At 61.0% G+C, this 15600-nt stretch carries 13 protein-coding genes; 3 read left to right on the plus strand and 10 right to left on the minus strand.

Annotation, left to right across the window (positions count from 1 at the left end; translation table 11 throughout):
* Positions 1 to 50: 50 nt before the first annotated feature.
* Entirely contained in the window at positions 51 to 1505 is a 1455-nt protein-coding gene (locus KOL70_RS07595; protein ID WP_215480464.1) for an AMP nucleosidase, read from the plus strand.
* A 46-nt stretch (positions 1506 to 1551) separates the two neighbouring features.
* On the opposite strand, the gene KOL70_RS07600 is transcribed toward KOL70_RS07595, so the two are convergent.
* Both KOL70_RS07600 and KOL70_RS07605 read right to left on the minus strand, forming a co-directional pair.
* Complete coding sequence (locus KOL70_RS07600) at positions 1552 to 1848, minus strand: hypothetical protein (protein WP_215480465.1); 297 nt, start codon at positions 1846 to 1848, stop codon at positions 1552 to 1554.
* Positions 1849 to 2186: 338 nt separating this feature from the next.
* Positions 2187 to 3485, minus strand: coding sequence for an NCS2 family permease (locus KOL70_RS07605; RefSeq protein ID WP_021509817.1), 1299 nt, complete (start codon positions 3483 to 3485; stop codon positions 2187 to 2189).
* Positions 3486 to 3939: 454 nt separating this feature from the next.
* Here KOL70_RS07605 and KOL70_RS07610 point away from each other — a divergent pair, with 454 nt between their 5' ends.
* The gene (locus KOL70_RS07610) at positions 3940 to 4686 is read left to right on the plus strand and encodes a response regulator (protein ID WP_215480466.1); all 747 of its coding nucleotides are present in this window, start codon (positions 3940 to 3942) and stop codon (positions 4684 to 4686) included.
* Here the strand turns inward: KOL70_RS07610 and KOL70_RS07615 are convergent.
* From KOL70_RS07615 to KOL70_RS07640, 6 genes are all read right to left on the minus strand, one after another.
* A complete protein-coding gene (locus KOL70_RS07615) occupies positions 4623 to 5675 on the minus strand; it encodes a carbohydrate kinase family protein (protein ID WP_215480467.1) in 1053 nt (350 codons plus the stop codon). The genes KOL70_RS07610 and KOL70_RS07615 overlap by 64 nt on opposite strands.
* Position 5676: 1 nt before the next feature.
* Positions 5677 to 6537: a ketose 1,6-bisphosphate aldolase gene (locus KOL70_RS07620; protein ID WP_215480468.1), complete on the minus strand. Its 861-nt coding sequence runs from the start codon at positions 6535 to 6537 to the stop codon at positions 5677 to 5679.
* 12 nt (positions 6538 to 6549) lie between these two features.
* On the minus strand, positions 6550 to 7233 hold the full coding sequence (locus tag KOL70_RS07625) for a D-lyxose/D-mannose family sugar isomerase (protein ID WP_021509813.1): 684 nt from the start codon (positions 7231 to 7233) through the stop codon (positions 6550 to 6552).
* A 57-nt stretch (positions 7234 to 7290) separates the two neighbouring features.
* Positions 7291 to 8229, minus strand: coding sequence for an ABC transporter substrate-binding protein (locus KOL70_RS07630; protein WP_058757358.1), 939 nt, complete (start codon positions 8227 to 8229; stop codon positions 7291 to 7293).
* Between the two features lie 283 nt (positions 8230 to 8512).
* A complete protein-coding gene (locus KOL70_RS07635; RefSeq protein WP_021509811.1) occupies positions 8513 to 9496 on the minus strand; it encodes a COG4158 family protein in 984 nt (327 codons plus the stop codon).
* 10 nt (positions 9497 to 9506) lie between these two features.
* Positions 9507 to 11012, minus strand: coding sequence for a sugar ABC transporter ATP-binding protein (locus KOL70_RS07640; protein WP_215480469.1), 1506 nt, complete (start codon positions 11010 to 11012; stop codon positions 9507 to 9509).
* A 144-nt stretch (positions 11013 to 11156) separates the two neighbouring features.
* On the opposite strand from KOL70_RS07640, the gene KOL70_RS07645 reads away from it, so the two are divergent.
* Positions 11157 to 13742: an ATP-binding protein gene (locus tag KOL70_RS07645; protein ID WP_215480470.1), complete on the plus strand. Its 2586-nt coding sequence runs from the start codon at positions 11157 to 11159 to the stop codon at positions 13740 to 13742.
* Here KOL70_RS07645 and phnE (KOL70_RS07650) read toward each other — a convergent pair.
* Together phnE (KOL70_RS07650) and phnE (KOL70_RS07655) are read right to left on the minus strand one after the other, a co-directional pair.
* Positions 13696 to 14580 (minus strand): phosphonate ABC transporter, permease protein PhnE, encoded by an 885-nt coding sequence (phnE, locus tag KOL70_RS07650; RefSeq protein WP_215480471.1) that lies wholly within the window; start codon positions 14578 to 14580, stop codon positions 13696 to 13698. The two genes, KOL70_RS07645 and phnE (KOL70_RS07650), sit on opposite strands and share 47 nt — an antisense overlap.
* Positions 14577 to 15440 (minus strand): phosphonate ABC transporter, permease protein PhnE, encoded by an 864-nt coding sequence (gene phnE, locus KOL70_RS07655; RefSeq protein WP_215480472.1) that lies wholly within the window; start codon positions 15438 to 15440, stop codon positions 14577 to 14579. The genes phnE (KOL70_RS07650) and phnE (KOL70_RS07655) overlap by 4 nt, the downstream gene beginning before the upstream one ends.
* Positions 15441 to 15600 lie beyond the last annotated feature (160 nt).

Raw genomic sequence — 15600 nt, forward strand, 5'->3', positions numbered from 1 at the left:
TTATCCGCTATGCTCTGGTCAAATCGGTCCAAATTGCTGAAGGAGAATCTATGAATACGCAACGGAACGGATTGACCACCGAACAGGCGCTGGATCAACTGGAGCGTCTGTATGACGACGCGGTTGAAGCGCTGCGCAACGCCATTCGCACGTTTACCGCCAGCGGCACACTGCCGGACGCCGGGCTGCGCCAGCAGGGGCTGTTTGTCTATCCGGAGCTGCGCATCACCTGGCAGGGTGAAGGCCCGCAGCAAAATCGCACCCGCGCCTGGGGACGTTTTACCCACACCGGCCGCTACAGCACGACCATCACGCGCCCGGCGCTGCTGCGTCACTATCTCAGCGAACAGCTGCAGATGATCGAAAAAGAGTACGACGTGCTGATTGAAGTGTGTCCGTCACAGCAGGAAATCCCTTATCCCTATGTGATTGATGGCTCCGACCTGTCGCTGGACCGCTCCATGAGCGCCAGTATTGCGCGCCATTTCCCGACGACCGAGCTGTCGCAGATTGGCGATGAAACCGCTGATGGCCTGTTCAACGCCGACGCGCTGTTCCCGCTGTCGCATTTCGACGCGCTGCGCACCGATTTCTCCCTGGCGCGCCTGCGTCACTACACCGGCACCGCGGTAGAACACTTCCAGCCGTTTGTGCTGTTCACCAACTACACGCGCTACGTCGATGAGTTTGTGCGCTGGGCGATTGAGCAGGTGCAGGACCCCAGCACGCCATACGACAGTCTCGCCTGCGCCGGCGATGTGGTGATCACGGCGGAAACGCAGGACCCAACGGCGATGATGTCGGATCTGGCGTGGAAGAAGCATCAGATGCCCGCCTGGCATTTAACCTCGCCCAATCGTCGCGGCATCACGCTGGTGAATATTGGCGTCGGCCCGTCGAACGCCAAAACCATCTGCGACCACCTCGCGGTGGTGCGCCCACATGCGTGGCTGATGATTGGTCACTGCGGTGGCCTGCGTGAAAGCCAGAGCATCGGCGATTACGTGCTGGCGCACGCCTATCTGCGTGACGACCACGTGCTGGACAGCGTATTACCGCCGGATATCCCGATCCCGAGCATTGCGGAGGTGCAGCGTGCCCTATACGACGCCACCAAAGCGGTCAGCGGTATGCCCGGCGAAGAGGTGAAGCAGCGCCTGCGCACCGGTACGGTTGTCACCACGGACGACCGCAACTGGGAGCTGCGCTACTCCGCATCTGCGTTACGCTTCAACCTGAGCCGCGCGGTGGCGGTGGATATGGAGAGCGCCACCATTGCCGCACAGGGCTATCGTTTCCGCGTACCGTACGGCACCCTGCTGTGCGTCTCGGATAAACCGCTGCACGGTGAAATCAAGCTGCCCGGCCAGGCCAACCGTTTTTATGAGGGCGCGATCTCGGAACATCTGCAGATTGGCATCTGCGCCGTTGAGCTGCTGCGCGCCGAGGGTGACAAACTGCACTCCAGGAAACTACGCACCTTCAACGAACCGCCCTTCCGCTAAATCCGCTGTTCCGGCCCATGGACGGGCCGGATTTCTGCTGGCAACCTTAAATTTTCAGCACCGCCACTTTTACAAACCATGCCAGTACGGCGAGGATAGCCGGCAACATGAGGGTCCAGATCAGTCTGTCATTTAACCGTTCGAACTTTTTATCGATACGCTTCTCCACCTGACCGATCTCATTCATCAGTTGATTGCACATCAGCCCCTGTTCGGTACGCACGCGTTCCACGTCCGCTCTGGTGGCAAAATTTTCAAAACGCGCGGTCAGGACCGCGATATCCTGCTGTAACAGCTGAGTGGTGTTCGCCAGCTGTTCCACGTGTTGGGTTAATCGTACCATTAGCGGTGCTCCCTGATTTCTTAACGCCAGAAGGCGAGGCGGCAACCGATGCGGCAGCGTGCAAACGGGATAATCCATTATCTTGTCCTTCTTCAGCAACCTTGTGTCATCGCCTCACTACACCGCTATTTAAGCAGAGCGGCAGCGATTAAACATTCCACGATCCCGCCACTGCAGGCAAAAAATTTGCGCATGGCAGAATTTACGGAGAGACAGTAAACAACAGGCCTGAAAGAGAAAAGTGGGGACGGGCAGGAATTGCGAGACATCACGCAAACAATGATTGCGCGAATGTAACAACTTACACGGAAGCCCGGGCGGGCTTCCGTTATACAGCATCAGGCACTCAGCCAGCCGAGTTTAATCACAAACAGAATCGACAGAATCACCAGCGCCGCATTGACCTCTTTGGTGCGGCCACTCAGCAGTTTCACCACCGTCCAGGTAATAAAACCAAAGGCGATACCGTTGGCGATCGAGTAAGTCAGCGGCATGGTCAGCGCGGTCACGGTGACCGGTGCCGCCGTGGTGACATCTTTCCAGTCAATTTCTGCCAGACCGGAAGCCATCAGCACCGCGACGAACAGCAGCGCTGGCGCCGTGGCGTAGACCGGCACGCTACCCGCCAGTGGCGAGAAGAACAGGCTGAGCAGGAACAGAATGGCGACCACAATCGCCGTCAGACCGGTACGACCGCCGGCGCTGACGCCCGCAGCGGACTCCACATAGCTGGTGGTGGTTGAGGTACCCAGCAGTGAACCGAACAGCGCAGCGGCGCTATCGGCGATCAGCGCACGGCCCATTTTCGGCACGTTGCCCTGCTCATCGGCCAGACCGGCGCGTTTCGTCACGCCCAGCAGCGTGCCGGTGTTATCAAACACATCGACAAACAGGAACGCAAAGATCACGCTCACCAGGCCAACGTTGAACGCGCCGGCGATATCCAGCTGCATAAAGGTCGGCGCAATCGACGGCGGCGCAGAGAACACGCCCGCGAACGGCGTCAGGCCAATGCCCATCGAGATAAAGGTAACAACCAGAATGCCGATCAGTACGGCTCCGGTCACGCGACGCGCTTCCAGCACCACAATGATAAAGAAGCCAAGCAGCGCCAGCAGCGGACCCGGTTTGGTCAGGTCGCCCAGACCGACCAGCGTAGCCGGGTTATCCACCACGATGCCCGCTCCTTCCAGCGCAATCAGTGCGAGGAACAGGCCAATGCCTGCTGCAATCCCGGCACGCAGCGGCAGCGGAATGCTGGCGATAATCCATTCGCGAATTTTAAAAATCGACAGCGCAAAGAAGATCACCGCCGAAAGGAACACCGCACCCAGCGCGATCTGCCAGGTGTAGCCCATATGCAGCACCACGGTGTAGGTGAAGAAGGCGTTCAGGCCCATGCCCGGTGCCAGCGCGATCGGATAGTTAGCGATCAGGCCCATCAGAATCGAACCGATGGCCGCGGCCAGACAGGTGGCAACAAACACCGAGCCTTTATCCATACCGGTCGCCCCGAGGATGCTGGGGTTCACAAACAGGATGTAGGCCATTGCCAGAAAGGTCGTGATACCGGCAATGATTTCGGTGCGCACCGTGGTGTGGTGAGCTTTTAACTTAAAAAGTTTTTCTAACATCATCATCTCTCATCAGCGGAGACGGCCCGCAGGCCTGCTCTCTCTTGCCAAGGCGTTTTCCCGCTATTCCGCGCGTGATGGCTAAGCTGACGCGGAAAAAGTGAGGAAAATTATTTTTTTATGCCGACGTTTTGCCACCGCTGGCAGCAGAACGTCGTGTGCTATCCCCTGTCCACATAGCAATTGCTATGCCACTCCCTGACGCAATCGTTTCCGTTTCAGCGTGCCGTTGCGGCTAAGAAAATTCTGAACCAGAACGAGGCGCGATTATGGTGCATTGCACCACCTGCGCGCAAACGTTTTCCCGCCGTGCGCAGCCGGGGGTGAAATATTGCGGTAACGCACGCTTTCACACTCTGCCAGGCGATGGCGCTCACGTTTCTGCTGCGCGTTTCAGCAGCTTAAAAACGCCGGGTTACACTGCGTTTAACCCTTTCGCAACAAAAGAGGCAGTGCAATGAAGCCCGCGATTCTGGTCGTTGATGATGATCGTGCCATCTGCGAATTGCTGCACGATGTGCTGAGCGAACATGTGTTTACCGTTTATAGCTGTCATCAGGGGCGCGACGCCCTGGCGCTGCTGGCGCAGCATCCGGAAATCTCCCTGGTGATGCTGGATATGATGCTGCCCGATACCAACGGCCTGCTGGTATTACAGCAGATGCAGCGTCAGCGCCCTGAACTGCTGGTGATCATGCTGACCGGCATGGGATCGGAAGCCGATATGGTGGTTGGACTGGAGATGGGTGCCGACGACTATATCGCCAAACCCTTTAATCCCCGCGTGGTGGTGGCGCGGGCCCGTGCGGCGCTACGCCGCTGCGGGCGACTGGCGCAGCCGGAAACGGTGATTGATGAGGGCTGGCAGTTTAATGGCTGGCGGCTGGATGATGTGCGTTGTCAGCTGTTCAATCCAAAGCGTGAAAGCGTGCCGCTCACTCAGGGCGAATACAGTCTGCTGCGCGCGCTGGTCGGCCACGCGCGTAAAGTCCTGACGCGCGACCAGCTGCTGGAGCTGACCCACAGCGAGAGCCTCGACGTGTTCGATCGCACCATTGATGTGCTGATTATGCGCCTCAGACGCAAAATCGAGGCTAATCCGCATCAGCCGATCCTGATCCGCACCATTCGCGGACTGGGCTATGTTTTTTCCGCCGATGTGATGCGTCCGTCCGCCGCGGCGCGCGAAACGCAAATCGCCTGATCCATCCAGCGCTGCATCTCGCTCAGTGGCCGGATGCCGTCCAGCGCGTTGGCCGCATGCAGATTAAAGCTGGCGCAGGTATGGGCCAGCTTTAACGTCTGCTGCAGGCTGTAGTTTTGATGGCTGGCGTACAGCACGCCGGCGCAGAAGGCATCGCCCGCCCCGACGCTGCCAACAATCTCCTCTGCCGCTAAGCACCAGGCGGGCTGCCACAGGCCGTCGCCCTCGGGCTGCTGGCCCCAGGCGCCTTCCGGTGCATGAATCACCACGCGCTGGCGCACACCCTGCGCCAGCAGCCAGCGTGCCGCCGCAGCAAACGCCGCCGGTGACGCCAGCGTACCACTGCTGCGCAGCTCGATGCCGGTGAGCGCCTGCGCTTCCAGTTCGTTAATCACCAGATAATCGAGCCAGCGCAGTGCCGGCTTCACCAGCGCCTGATACTCGCCGGCGCGCGAAACCAGATCGAGCGAAGTGAGATAACCGCGCTGCTGCATCTCCGCCAGCAGCCGGGCGCTGCGGGTACCGTACTGCGCATCGGGCTGGTCGAGCTTATCCAGTAACAGCAGATAGCCGAGGTGGAAGATGCGGTGCGCGGTGGCGAGGTGAGCGAAGTGCGCCACATCGAGCTGCGCATTAGCCCCGCGCGCGTGAAAAAAGGTGCGCTGACCGTCCGGCGCGGTCATCACCTGCGTCATCGCCGTGGCTGCCGCACCGGTACGCTGTACGTGCTGACGATCCACATGATGTTCATCCAGCAGCTGCAGCAGGTAATCGCCGTCGCTGTCCTCGCCCAGCATCCCCACGGCGGCCAGCGGCAGATCGACCTGCATGCGCGCCAGGGTAAACAGCACATTCAGTGCCGCACCGCCGCTGCATTTCTCGCTGTGGCTAATCTCGGCCAGCCAGCCCTGTTCTGGCCAGTGGCTGATGCGCTGCACGTGATCCACCAGCATATTACCCGCCGCCAGAATGCCGTTGCGTGCTGCCATGTCAGGCCCTCCCGGCGCTGCCAAACACCTGCATCTGCTGGGCCACAACGCTGGCGATGTCGCGTTCAACCGCCATTAACAGTTCGGCGAACGAGTCGTAGCGCGCGTCGCGCTGGGTGATTTGCGTTTCAATCGCCCCGAGCGCCGCCTGCGACATACCGGTGTAGAAGTTGATTTTGTGGATGCCGAGGCTGATGGCGCGGCGGAAATCGGCGTCGCTGATGCCGGAACCACCGTGCAGCACCAGCGGAATGCCGGCCGCTGCGCGAATCGCCGCCAGACGGTCAAAATCCAGCTTTGGCTCGCCTTTGTATTTGCCGTGCGCGTTGCCGATGGCCACTGCGAGGCAGTCGATGCCGGTTGCCTGGACAAATTCCGCCGCCAGCGCCGGGTCGGTGAATTTATTGCTGTCCGCTTCACCAAACAGCGCGCCCCCCTCATCGCCGCCCACGGCGCCCAGCTCAGCCTCGACCGAAATGCCCAGCGCGTGGCACATCTTCACCACTTCCCGCGTCTGGCGAATGTTCTCGTCATAGCTCAGGGTTGAACCATCGAACATTACCGAGGTGAAGCCGAGGCGAATTGCCCGCATCACCGCATCAAAATGCAGGCCGTGATCGAGGTTGAGCACCACCGGGATGGCGTGCAGCGCCGCTTCGGCACGGATAGCGGCGATCAGCGGTTCCAGGCTGACGTATTTAAAATGCACCTCGGCAATGTTGATGATAAACGGCGAACGCTGCTGCTCCGCCGCATGGAACAGCGCGCGCAGAAAGTGGGTGTCGAGAACGTTGAACGCGCCGAGCGCGTAACCGTGCTGCTGCGCATGGGCGAGGCCCTGCGCCAGAGAGATCAGTGCCATGGAACACTCCTGTTATGCCAGCCAGCGGTGATATTCGTTACACAGCAGCCAGCGCGGCGCTTCATCCTCATCAATCGGATTAAAGCGCGCCAGCGGGGTAAGAAAGACGTTGTCGTGCTCATCGTCATTGGGCATGGAGACTTCGCCCACCAGCACATCGCCGTAGCCGGTTTCGCCCCAGAAGCTGTGCCAGACACCGGGCAGTAACGTGACGCTCTCGCCGGGTGACAGCCGCAGTTGGGAACCGGCGGCATGGGTCTGGCAGATGCCATCCAGCGTGACCTGTACCGGCGAATCCGCCAGCCGATCGCCGTCGCGATTGTGCAGCGTGACAATCAGGTTGCCACCGCCGCGGTTGATAATGTCTTCCATTTTTTGCGGATGATAATGCATCGGCGTCACCTGCCCTTCGCGCACGTGCATGATCTTCTCCGCATACGGTTTGCCCCACGGTTGTCCACCGCGTGAACCGTTGCGCAGGGTAAACAGCGTCAGGCCGGTCTGGCTGAAATCATCGGCACCAAAACTGGTGACATCCCAGCCGAGGTGCAGCGCCAGTAGTTCGGCAGCGGCTGAGGTGTCCAGCGCGCGCCACTGGCTGAGACCGTAATCGGCCCACGGCGGCAGATGCACATCCTGCCGCAGAAAGAATTCACGGGTCAGTTGCAAAATCGCGTTAACTTCGGAACGTTGCATAGCTGCGTCTCCGGCGGGCGTCGCGGCGCGCAGTGTGCATCGCGACGCCCGTGTGGCTTATTTCACCGTCCAGCCTTTGTAGCTGCTGACATTGTTACGATCGATCAGCGTTACCGGAATCAGCACCGGCTTATCCGGCGCTGGCTTGCCCTGCAGGATGTCATAGCCAATCTCAACCGCTTTGGCCGCCATCACCTGCGGATCCTGGGCAGGTGTCGCGACAAACAGCGAGCCTTTGCGCTTCAGCGCCTCTTCGCCGTCTGGCGATCCATCGACGCCGACGATAAAGAATTCGCTACGCTGCGCCTGCTTCGCCGCCAGATCGGCACCGATAGCGGTAGGATCGTTGATGGCGAACACGGCATCAATCTTCGGATTGGCCGACAGCAGGCCGGTCATCACTTCCAGTCCGCCTTCGCGACTGCCTTTGGCGTTCTGGTTGTAAGAGAGCAGTTTGATATCCGGGTGGGTTTTCAGCTCATTCATGCAGCCTTCCACGCGGTTCTGCACCGCTGACACCGGTGGTCCGTTGATGATGACCACGTTGCCTTTGGCTTTCAGGCGGTCGGAGATGTATTTACAGGCCATGGCCCCGGCCTGGGTGTTGTCAGAGGTGATGGTGGCATTGGCACCGTCCGCAGCCACGTCCACCGCCACTACCACGATGCCGGCATCACGCGCACGCTTCACCGCCGGCGCGATGCCTTTGGAGTCGGCGGCGTTGAGGATGATCATGTCCACTTTAGCGGCAATGAAGTTGTCAATCTGCGCTACCTGCTGGCCAAGATCATAGCCGCTGGAGACCAGCGTCACGTTGACCTTATCGCCCGCCAGCTGACGCGCCTTGAGCTCCGCCCCTTTGGTGATCTGGACGAAGAACGGGTTAGCCAGATCGCCCACCGTCACGCCGATGGATTTCAGTTCTTTGGCCTGCACAAATGGCGCACTGAACAGCGTCGCGGCCAGCAGTCCGGTGATAATCGGATTAAAACGCATAGTCGATGTTCTCCTGCTTTTTTGGTTTTATGCCCTGATTGCCTTTGCCCTCACCCTGGCCCTCTCCCGCCCGCGGAAGAGTGAACCGTTCAGCATGGTGTTCAGGTGAAGCACTTTTTTTCTAAATCTTCTCTCCGGACAGCCCCCTCTCCCGCAAGCAGGAGAGGGAACCGTTCTGCGTGGTGTTCAGGTGAAGCACGTTAGTTACCTCTTCTCTCCGGACAGCCCCCTCTCCCGCAAGCGGGAGAGGGTTGGGGTGAGGGCCAAAGCCAGCGGCCGCCCCTCACCCCACGTGATGCCGCGTACGGTACTTATCGATCAGCACCGCAATGATGATCACCCCGCCCTTAATCACCAGCTGCCAGAAGTACGACACGCCCATCAGCGTCATGCCGTTGTTCAGCGTGGCGATAATCAGCGCGCCAATCAGCGTGCCGGTAATGGTGCCAATGCCGCCGACAAAGCTGGTCCCGCCCAGAATCACCGCGGCGATCGCGTCCAGCTCATAGCCCACGCCGAGGTTGCCGTTAGCGCTGTACAAACGCGATGCGCTCATCAGGCCACCCAGCCCGGACAGCAGGCCGCTCATGGCGTAGACGAACACCAGTACCGCGCCGACTTTAATACCGGTCAGGCGCGCTGCCTGCATGTTGCCGCCCACCGCATAGATATGCACGCCAAGCGTGGTGCGGCGCAAAATAAACCAGCACAGCGCAATCACCGCAAAGGCAATGATAATCAGCCACGGGATCGGGCCGAGATAACCGTTGCCTATCCACTCAAAGTTGATATCCGAGTTAATCACCGTGGTGCCGTTAGCCAGCAGATAGGCCGCCCCGCGCAGCGCGGTATAGGTGCCCAGCGTGACGATAAACGGCGGCAGGCCCGCCCAGGCGACCAGAATGCCGTTGAACAGCCCCATGATCAGCCCGGCTCCGAGCGCGGCGGGGATGGTCAGCCCGGCAAACGCCGGATCGAGCGACACCACCATCGCCACCACCGCCGTGGTGCCCAGCATTGAGCCAACCGACAGGTCAATACCGCCGGTGAGAATGACAAACGTCATGCCCGCCGCCAGCACAATGTTGATGGAGGCCTGACGCGTGATATTCAGCAGGTTAGCTTCGGTAAAAAAGTTCGGGGCGACAAAGCCAAATACCGCCACGATCAGGATCAGAATCGGCAAGATACCCACGGTTTGCAGCAGGTCACTCATCAACGCACGTTTTAGCGTTGGACTTTTTACGCGTGCGGTTTCACTGGTCATTCCCGTCTCCTCAGGCCTGGACCGGCTGCGCGCCGGTGGCCAGTGTCATTATGTTTTCCTGGCTAATCTGCTCGCCGCTCAGCTCGCCGGCGATGGTGCCTTCGCGCATCACGTACACCCGGTCGCTCATGCCCACCACTTCCGGCAGCTCGCTGGAGATCATCAAAATCGCCACGCCCTGCTGCGCCATCTGGTTCATCATGCGGTAGATTTCACTCTTGGCGCCGACATCTACGCCGCGCGTCGGCTCATCCAGAATCAGGATGCGCGGCGCTATCGATACCCAGCGCGAAATCAGCAGCTTCTGCTGGTTGCCGCCGGATAAACCGCCAGCGCGCACCTGGGCGTGCGGCACGCGGATATTCAGCGATTGAATCGCCTCGCTGGCGATTTTCTGCCCTTTGCGCCGGTTAAGCAGGCCGTAGCTGGCATCACGCTCAAGTGTGGCCATCACGATGTTTTCCTGCGCCGCCAGTTCCAGAAACAGCCCCTGCTCTTTGCGGTTTTCGGTCAGGAAACCGATGCCGCGCGCAATGGCGTCTCGCGGCGAGTGAATCTGCACTTTTTCCCCGTCGATCCAGATTTCCCCGCCGGCTGGCTGATGCACGCCAAAAATCAGCTGCGCCAGCTCGCTGCGGCCGGCGCCGACCAGCCCGGCTAGCCCGACAATCTCCCCGGCACGGACCGCCAGGCTGCTGGGATGCACTTTGCGGTTGTCGGTCAGATGATTTACCGCCAGGCGGATTTCGCCGAAGGTAATGACGCGGTCTTTGTTGAACAGATCGCTGAGCGGACGGCCAACCATCATGCGCACCAGTTCGCTGGCGTTCAGCTGTTCGCGCGTCAGGCTGCCAACGTACTGGCCGTCGCGCAGCACGCTGACGCGATCGGAGAGTTCATACACTTCTGCCATGCGGTGGCTGATGTAGATGATCGCCATGCCTTCGCTGCGCAGGCGTTTGATCAGCGCAAACAGCTGTTCGGTTTCGCGATTCGAGAGCGCTGCGGTGGGTTCGTCCATCACCAGGATGCGGCTGTTGCGATGCAGCGCGCGGGCAATTTCCACCTGCTGCTGCTCGGCGATGCTCAGGCGGCTCACCAGATCGGTGGCGCTGAACTGCGCGCCAAGGCGGTTAATCACCTGCTGCGCTTCTTCCGCCATCTGGCGACGCTTCACCAGCCCGCCACGGGAAATCTCACTGCCGAGAAAGATGTTTTCCGCCACCGTCAGATTCGGTGCCAGGTTGATTTCCTGATAAATCAGGGTGATCCCTGCCGCCAGCGCCTCTTTCGGGCCCCTGATGGCGTAGGGTTGACCATCGATAAGAATTTCCCCGCTGCTGGCGGTATACGCGCCGGCCAGAATCTTCATTAAGGTACTTTTACCGGCACCGTTTTCGCCCATCAGCGCGTGCACTTCACCCGGCCAGACCGTCAGGTCGACGCCTTTCAGCGCATAGAAGCTGCCGAAGCGCCGGGTAATTGCCCGCATTTCTAATATCGGTGTCGCCGCCATCTTCAGGCTCCTGCTGCCAGTGGATAGCCGCGAGTTAAGCAACGCCAGATAAATGGAAAATGTCAGACGCCGTTCATATTTGTCATATTGCGCTCCGGCCGCGCTTCTATACTCGCCGGAGTTGAGCGGTAAGGAGCGGCAGCAATGAGTCACAGTCTGCACTGGCACGCCGGCGCGCGCGGGCGCCTGCTGATGTTTAACCTGCTGGTGGTGAGCGTTACGCTGGCGGTGAGCCTGGTGGCTATTTTCGGTTTTCGCCACGCCGGTCACATTCAGGAGCAGGCGCAGGCACAAACGCTGGCCGATATGAACGGCAGCCTGGCGCTGGCGCGTGATACGGCCAATGTTGCCATCGCCGCGGTGCGGCTGGCGCAGGTGGTGGGCGCGCTCGAATACCAGAGCGAATCGGCGCGTCTGCAACAGACCCAGCAGGCGCTGCAGCAGTCGCTGAGTCAGCTGGCCAGCGCGCCGCTGGCCGCACAGCAGCCGGCGCTGCTGGCACGCATCCGCGAGCGCAGCCAGATGCTGGAGCAAAGCATCAGCCAGCTGCTGCTGGAGGGGCATCAGCGCCATTTACAGCGTAACGTGATGCTCAGCGGCCTGTGGCAGGCGCAGCTGCTGCTCAACCGTATCGACCTGCTGGCCAGCGACGATGCGTTTCTGCCGCTGCGCCAGCAGACGGCCGCGCTGTTAACCGTGGCAATTCAGTCCGCCACGCCGCAGGCCGCAGTGCAACAGCTCAACAGCGTGCTACCGATCTGGTCTGCGCTGCCGCTGCAGGGCGTGCTGGCGATGCAGCGCGCGCGGCTGGTCAGCACCAGCCAGCAGCTGCTGCCGGTGGCCGGTCAGCTGGAGCAGAGTGACATCGCCATCGCCTACGCCACGTATCGCATCAAGGCGCTGGTGGCGATGCTCAACGAAGACATCACCCACTACGTTCAGCTGGTAGCGCAGCAGAGCGATGCGCGCAGCGCCACCGCCCATCAGGAACTGGATTCAATCATCGGTTTCATCGGTCTGTTTATGCTACTGGCGCTGCTGATTACCGGTTACGCCGGTTACTACATCTACCGCAATCTTGGCTCCAGCCTTACCGCCATCGCGCACGCCATGACGCGGCTGGCGCAGGGGGAGAAAAGCGTCAGCGTGCCCGGCCTGGCAAGGCGCGATGAGCTGGGCGATCTGGCGCGCGCCTTTAACGTGTTCGCCCGCAACACCGCTTCGCTGGCGCACACCTCGCAGCTGCTGAAAGAGAAAAGCAACCAGCTGGAATCGACCTTCCTCGCCATGCGCGACGGCTTCGCGCTGTTTGATAACAGCGGTCAGCTGGTGGTGTGGAACGCGCAGTACGCCGAACTGCTGGGCTTCGCGCCGCGCGAGCTGCATCGCGGCATGCACTATCAGCGTTTGCTCGATCGCGTCGATGTGCAGCTCAGCAGCCTGCACGACGCGCAGGAAGTCAGGTTGCCGGATGGCCGCACGCTGGAACTGCGCTTCAGCCCGGTGCCGCGGCGCGGCATGGTCAACACAGTGCTGGAGCGCACCTCGCGTAAGGCGCTGGAAGCGGCACTGCTGCACAGCCAGAAGATGAAAGCGGTCGGTCAGCTGACTGGCGGCCTGGCGCACGATTTCAATAATTTGCTGGCGGTGATCATCGGCAGCCTGGCGCTGACCGTCGATCAGCTACCGCCCGGCACGCTGGCCAGCCGCATTGAGCGCGCGCGGCTGGCCGCCGATCGTGCCGCTCAGCTGACGCAGCGTCTGCTGGCCTTCTCACGCAAGCAGGCGCTTTATCCGCGTGCCGTTGCGGTGGTGGAGCTGGTGGAAAACCTGCAGTCGCTGCTGCAGCACTCCCTGCTGCCCGGCCAGCATCTGGTGGTGGATGCGCAGCGCCCCGGCTGGCCGGCGTGGATTGATGCCGGTCAGCTGGAGAACGCCCTGATGAATCTGGTGGTGAACGCGCGCGATGCCATGGAGCGCCAGAGCGGCGAGATCCGCCTGCGCATCTGGAATCAGCGAATTCAGGAGGCTGATGGCAAGCGCGACCGCGTCACCATTGAAGTGATTGACCACGGCTGCGGCATGTCCGCCGAGGTGCGGGAACAGGTGTTTGAACCCTTCTTTACCACCAAAGCCACCGGCAGCGGCAGCGGGCTGGGGCTGTCGATGGTGTACGGATTTGTGCGCCAGTCCGGCGGACAGATCGAACTGGAGACCGCGCCGGGCCAGGGCACCACGGTGCGTCTGCTGCTGCCGCGCGCGCCGGAAGCCGCGCAGCCGCTGGTGAGCGCGCCGGTGCTGACGCCGCGCGCCAGCCGCGATCGCCTGATACTGGTGCTGGATGACGAGCCGGCGGTGCGCCAGACGCTGTGCGAACATCTGCATCAGCTGGGTTATCTGACGCTGGAGTGTGCTGACGGCGAGAGCGCGTTGACGCTGCTGCGCCAGACGCCGGATATCGATCTGCTGATCAGTGACCTGATGCTGCCGGGTGCCCTGAACGGTGCGGATGTGATTCGTCAGGCGCAGCAGCAGTGGCCACAACTGGCCACCCTGCTGATCAGCGGTCAGGATCTGCGCCAGACGCCGGTGACGCTACCGCTGTGTGAACGGCTGGCGAAACCCTGGCAGCAGGCGCAGCTGGTGCAGGCGCTGGAGCGCGCCTGGCAGCGCAGTGAACGGCTCAGTCGCGCGCGGCAGGCTGCCACAGCGGCACCCCTTTCCCGGTGATGTAGCGTTTACGCAGCCGGCTGGAGATGGCGTCCATCACCATCACGACTACCACCAGAATCACGGTGAGGAACATCACCACATCCCAGTTCCAAAGGCGCATGTTTTCGGCGTAGACCAGCCCGACGCCACCGGCGCCGACAAAGCCGAGCACCGCGGCCGAGCGGGTGTTGGACTCAATCTGATACAGACTCAGCGCGAGAAAGGTGGGAAACGATTGGGTAAAAATGCCGTAACGGTGTTTTTGCAGGCTGTTGGCCCCCACTGCGCTCAGGCCGCGACTGGGTGAGCGTTCAACCGCTTCATGCCCTTCGGCATACAGCTTGCCCAGCAGGCCGATGTCCTGCATCACAATCGCCAGCACCCCGGCCAGCGGCCCCATGCCTACCGCCCGCACGAAGATCAATCCCCAGATGGCCATGTCGATGCCGCGCAGCACATCCAGCAGCCGGCGCACCAGCAGCGATATTGGCCGCGTCATCGGATCGTGCATCACATTGCGCGCCGCCAGAAAGGAGACCGGCAGCGCGATGACGGTGGCGGTGAGCGTGCCGGCAAACACGATAGCCAGCGTGATGCCGACCTGCGAGAAATAGTAGCCAAACGGCCAGTTGACGAAATCCTGCCAGACGAACATGCGCAGGAAATAGCGTCCGAGCTGCTGGCAGCCGATGACAAAGCGCTGCCAGTCGATGCCGAACACGCTGAAGAAGAACAGATAGTAGAGCACCAGCGCCAGTGCAATCAGCGCGATGCGCCGCAGATAACGGTTTTGCGCGGCAAACAGTGCAGCATGCTGCTGTTTCAGTTTCGCCACGTCGGGCGCTAAGGCGATCATTTTAAGTCTCCTTCTACCACACGGCGGCGCAGCCAGCCGGATAGCGTATCCAGCAGCGACACCACCACGATGATCAGCAGCAGCGTCATGCTGACCTGATCGTAGCGATCCAGTTTGATGTTGGTCATCAGCTCCTGACCGATGCCGCCGGCGCCCACCAGCCCGAGGATGGTGGAGGAGCGGAAGTTAATTTCCAGCCGCATAAAGCTGTAGGAGAGAAAGGTCGGTTTCACCTGCGGCCAGAAGGCGAAGCGCATACGCTGCAGCTTGCTGGCACCACAGGCGGCGAGACCGCGCACCGGTTTATCGGAGGCGCTCTCAATCGATTCGTAGAACAGTTTGGTCAGACTGCCGATGGTGTGCAGCGCCAGCGCCAGAAAGCCGGGGATGGCACCGATGCCGAACGCCATCACGAACATTACCGCCCATGCCAGCTCCGGCATGGTGCGCAGGAAGGCAACAAAGGCGCGAATCGCCATGCGCAGGCTGCGCGGCGTCTGGGTGTTATCGGCGGCGAAAAACGCCAGCACGGCGGCTATCAGCACTGCAATCAGGGTGGAGGACAGCGCCAGCTGCAGGGTTTCCCAGATCAGCGGCAGCTGAAAGTGCAGGCGATAGCCCCAGTAAGCCAGCGAACCTTCGGTTTTGACGTCCGCGAACAGCAGCGGCAGGTGCAGCACCGGCAGCGTCGCGCCGATGTAATCAAAGAAGTGGGGCAGCGATTGCCAGACCGTGACCAGGTTGAATTCCGCCACGTTGCCGGCCGCGAGATAAAGCGCCACCAGCAGCAGCGACCACAGCAGCGTGTCGCGCTTTTGCTGGCGGCGGATACGTTGGTAGTAGTGTTCGAAATCGGTCAAGGGAGAGATCCTTTGTTGATGGCGAGGGATTGCCCTCACCCTAACCCTCTCCCGCCAGCGGGAGAGGGAATTGTCCGGCAGAATGATGCAGGCTCGTGCGGCCCCTCTCCCGCCAGCGGCGAGGGAATTGTCCGGTAGCTCGTGCGGCCCCCTCTCCCCC

The organism is Pantoea sp. B270 (assembly GCF_018726825.1).
Classification (GTDB): domain Bacteria; phylum Pseudomonadota; class Gammaproteobacteria; order Enterobacterales; family Enterobacteriaceae; genus Pantoea; species Pantoea dispersa.

Excerpts from the sequence above, each read along its gene's own strand:
- KOL70_RS07595 (WP_215480464.1), top strand. The coding sequence starts at position 51 with ATGAATACGCAACGGAACGGATTGACCACCGAACAGGCGCTGGATCAA.
- KOL70_RS07600 (WP_215480465.1), bottom strand. The coding sequence starts at position 1,848 with ATGGTACGATTAACCCAACACGTGGAACAGCTGGCGAACACCACTCAG.
- KOL70_RS07605 (WP_021509817.1), bottom strand. The coding sequence starts at position 3,485 with ATGATGTTAGAAAAACTTTTTAAGTTAAAAGCTCACCACACCACGGTG.
- KOL70_RS07610 (WP_215480466.1), top strand. The coding sequence starts at position 3,940 with ATGAAGCCCGCGATTCTGGTCGTTGATGATGATCGTGCCATCTGCGAA.
- KOL70_RS07615 (WP_215480467.1), bottom strand. The coding sequence starts at position 5,675 with ATGGCAGCACGCAACGGCATTCTGGCGGCGGGTAATATGCTGGTGGAT.
- KOL70_RS07620 (WP_215480468.1), bottom strand. The coding sequence starts at position 6,537 with ATGGCACTGATCTCTCTGGCGCAGGGCCTCGCCCATGCGCAGCAGCAC.
- KOL70_RS07625 (WP_021509813.1), bottom strand. The coding sequence starts at position 7,233 with ATGCAACGTTCCGAAGTTAACGCGATTTTGCAACTGACCCGTGAATTC.
- KOL70_RS07630 (WP_058757358.1), bottom strand. The coding sequence starts at position 8,229 with ATGCGTTTTAATCCGATTATCACCGGACTGCTGGCCGCGACGCTGTTC.
- KOL70_RS07635 (WP_021509811.1), bottom strand. The coding sequence starts at position 9,496 with ATGACCAGTGAAACCGCACGCGTAAAAAGTCCAACGCTAAAACGTGCG.
- KOL70_RS07640 (WP_215480469.1), bottom strand. The coding sequence starts at position 11,012 with ATGGCGGCGACACCGATATTAGAAATGCGGGCAATTACCCGGCGCTTC.
- KOL70_RS07645 (WP_215480470.1), top strand. The coding sequence starts at position 11,157 with ATGAGTCACAGTCTGCACTGGCACGCCGGCGCGCGCGGGCGCCTGCTG.
- phnE (WP_215480471.1), bottom strand. The coding sequence starts at position 14,580 with ATGATCGCCTTAGCGCCCGACGTGGCGAAACTGAAACAGCAGCATGCT.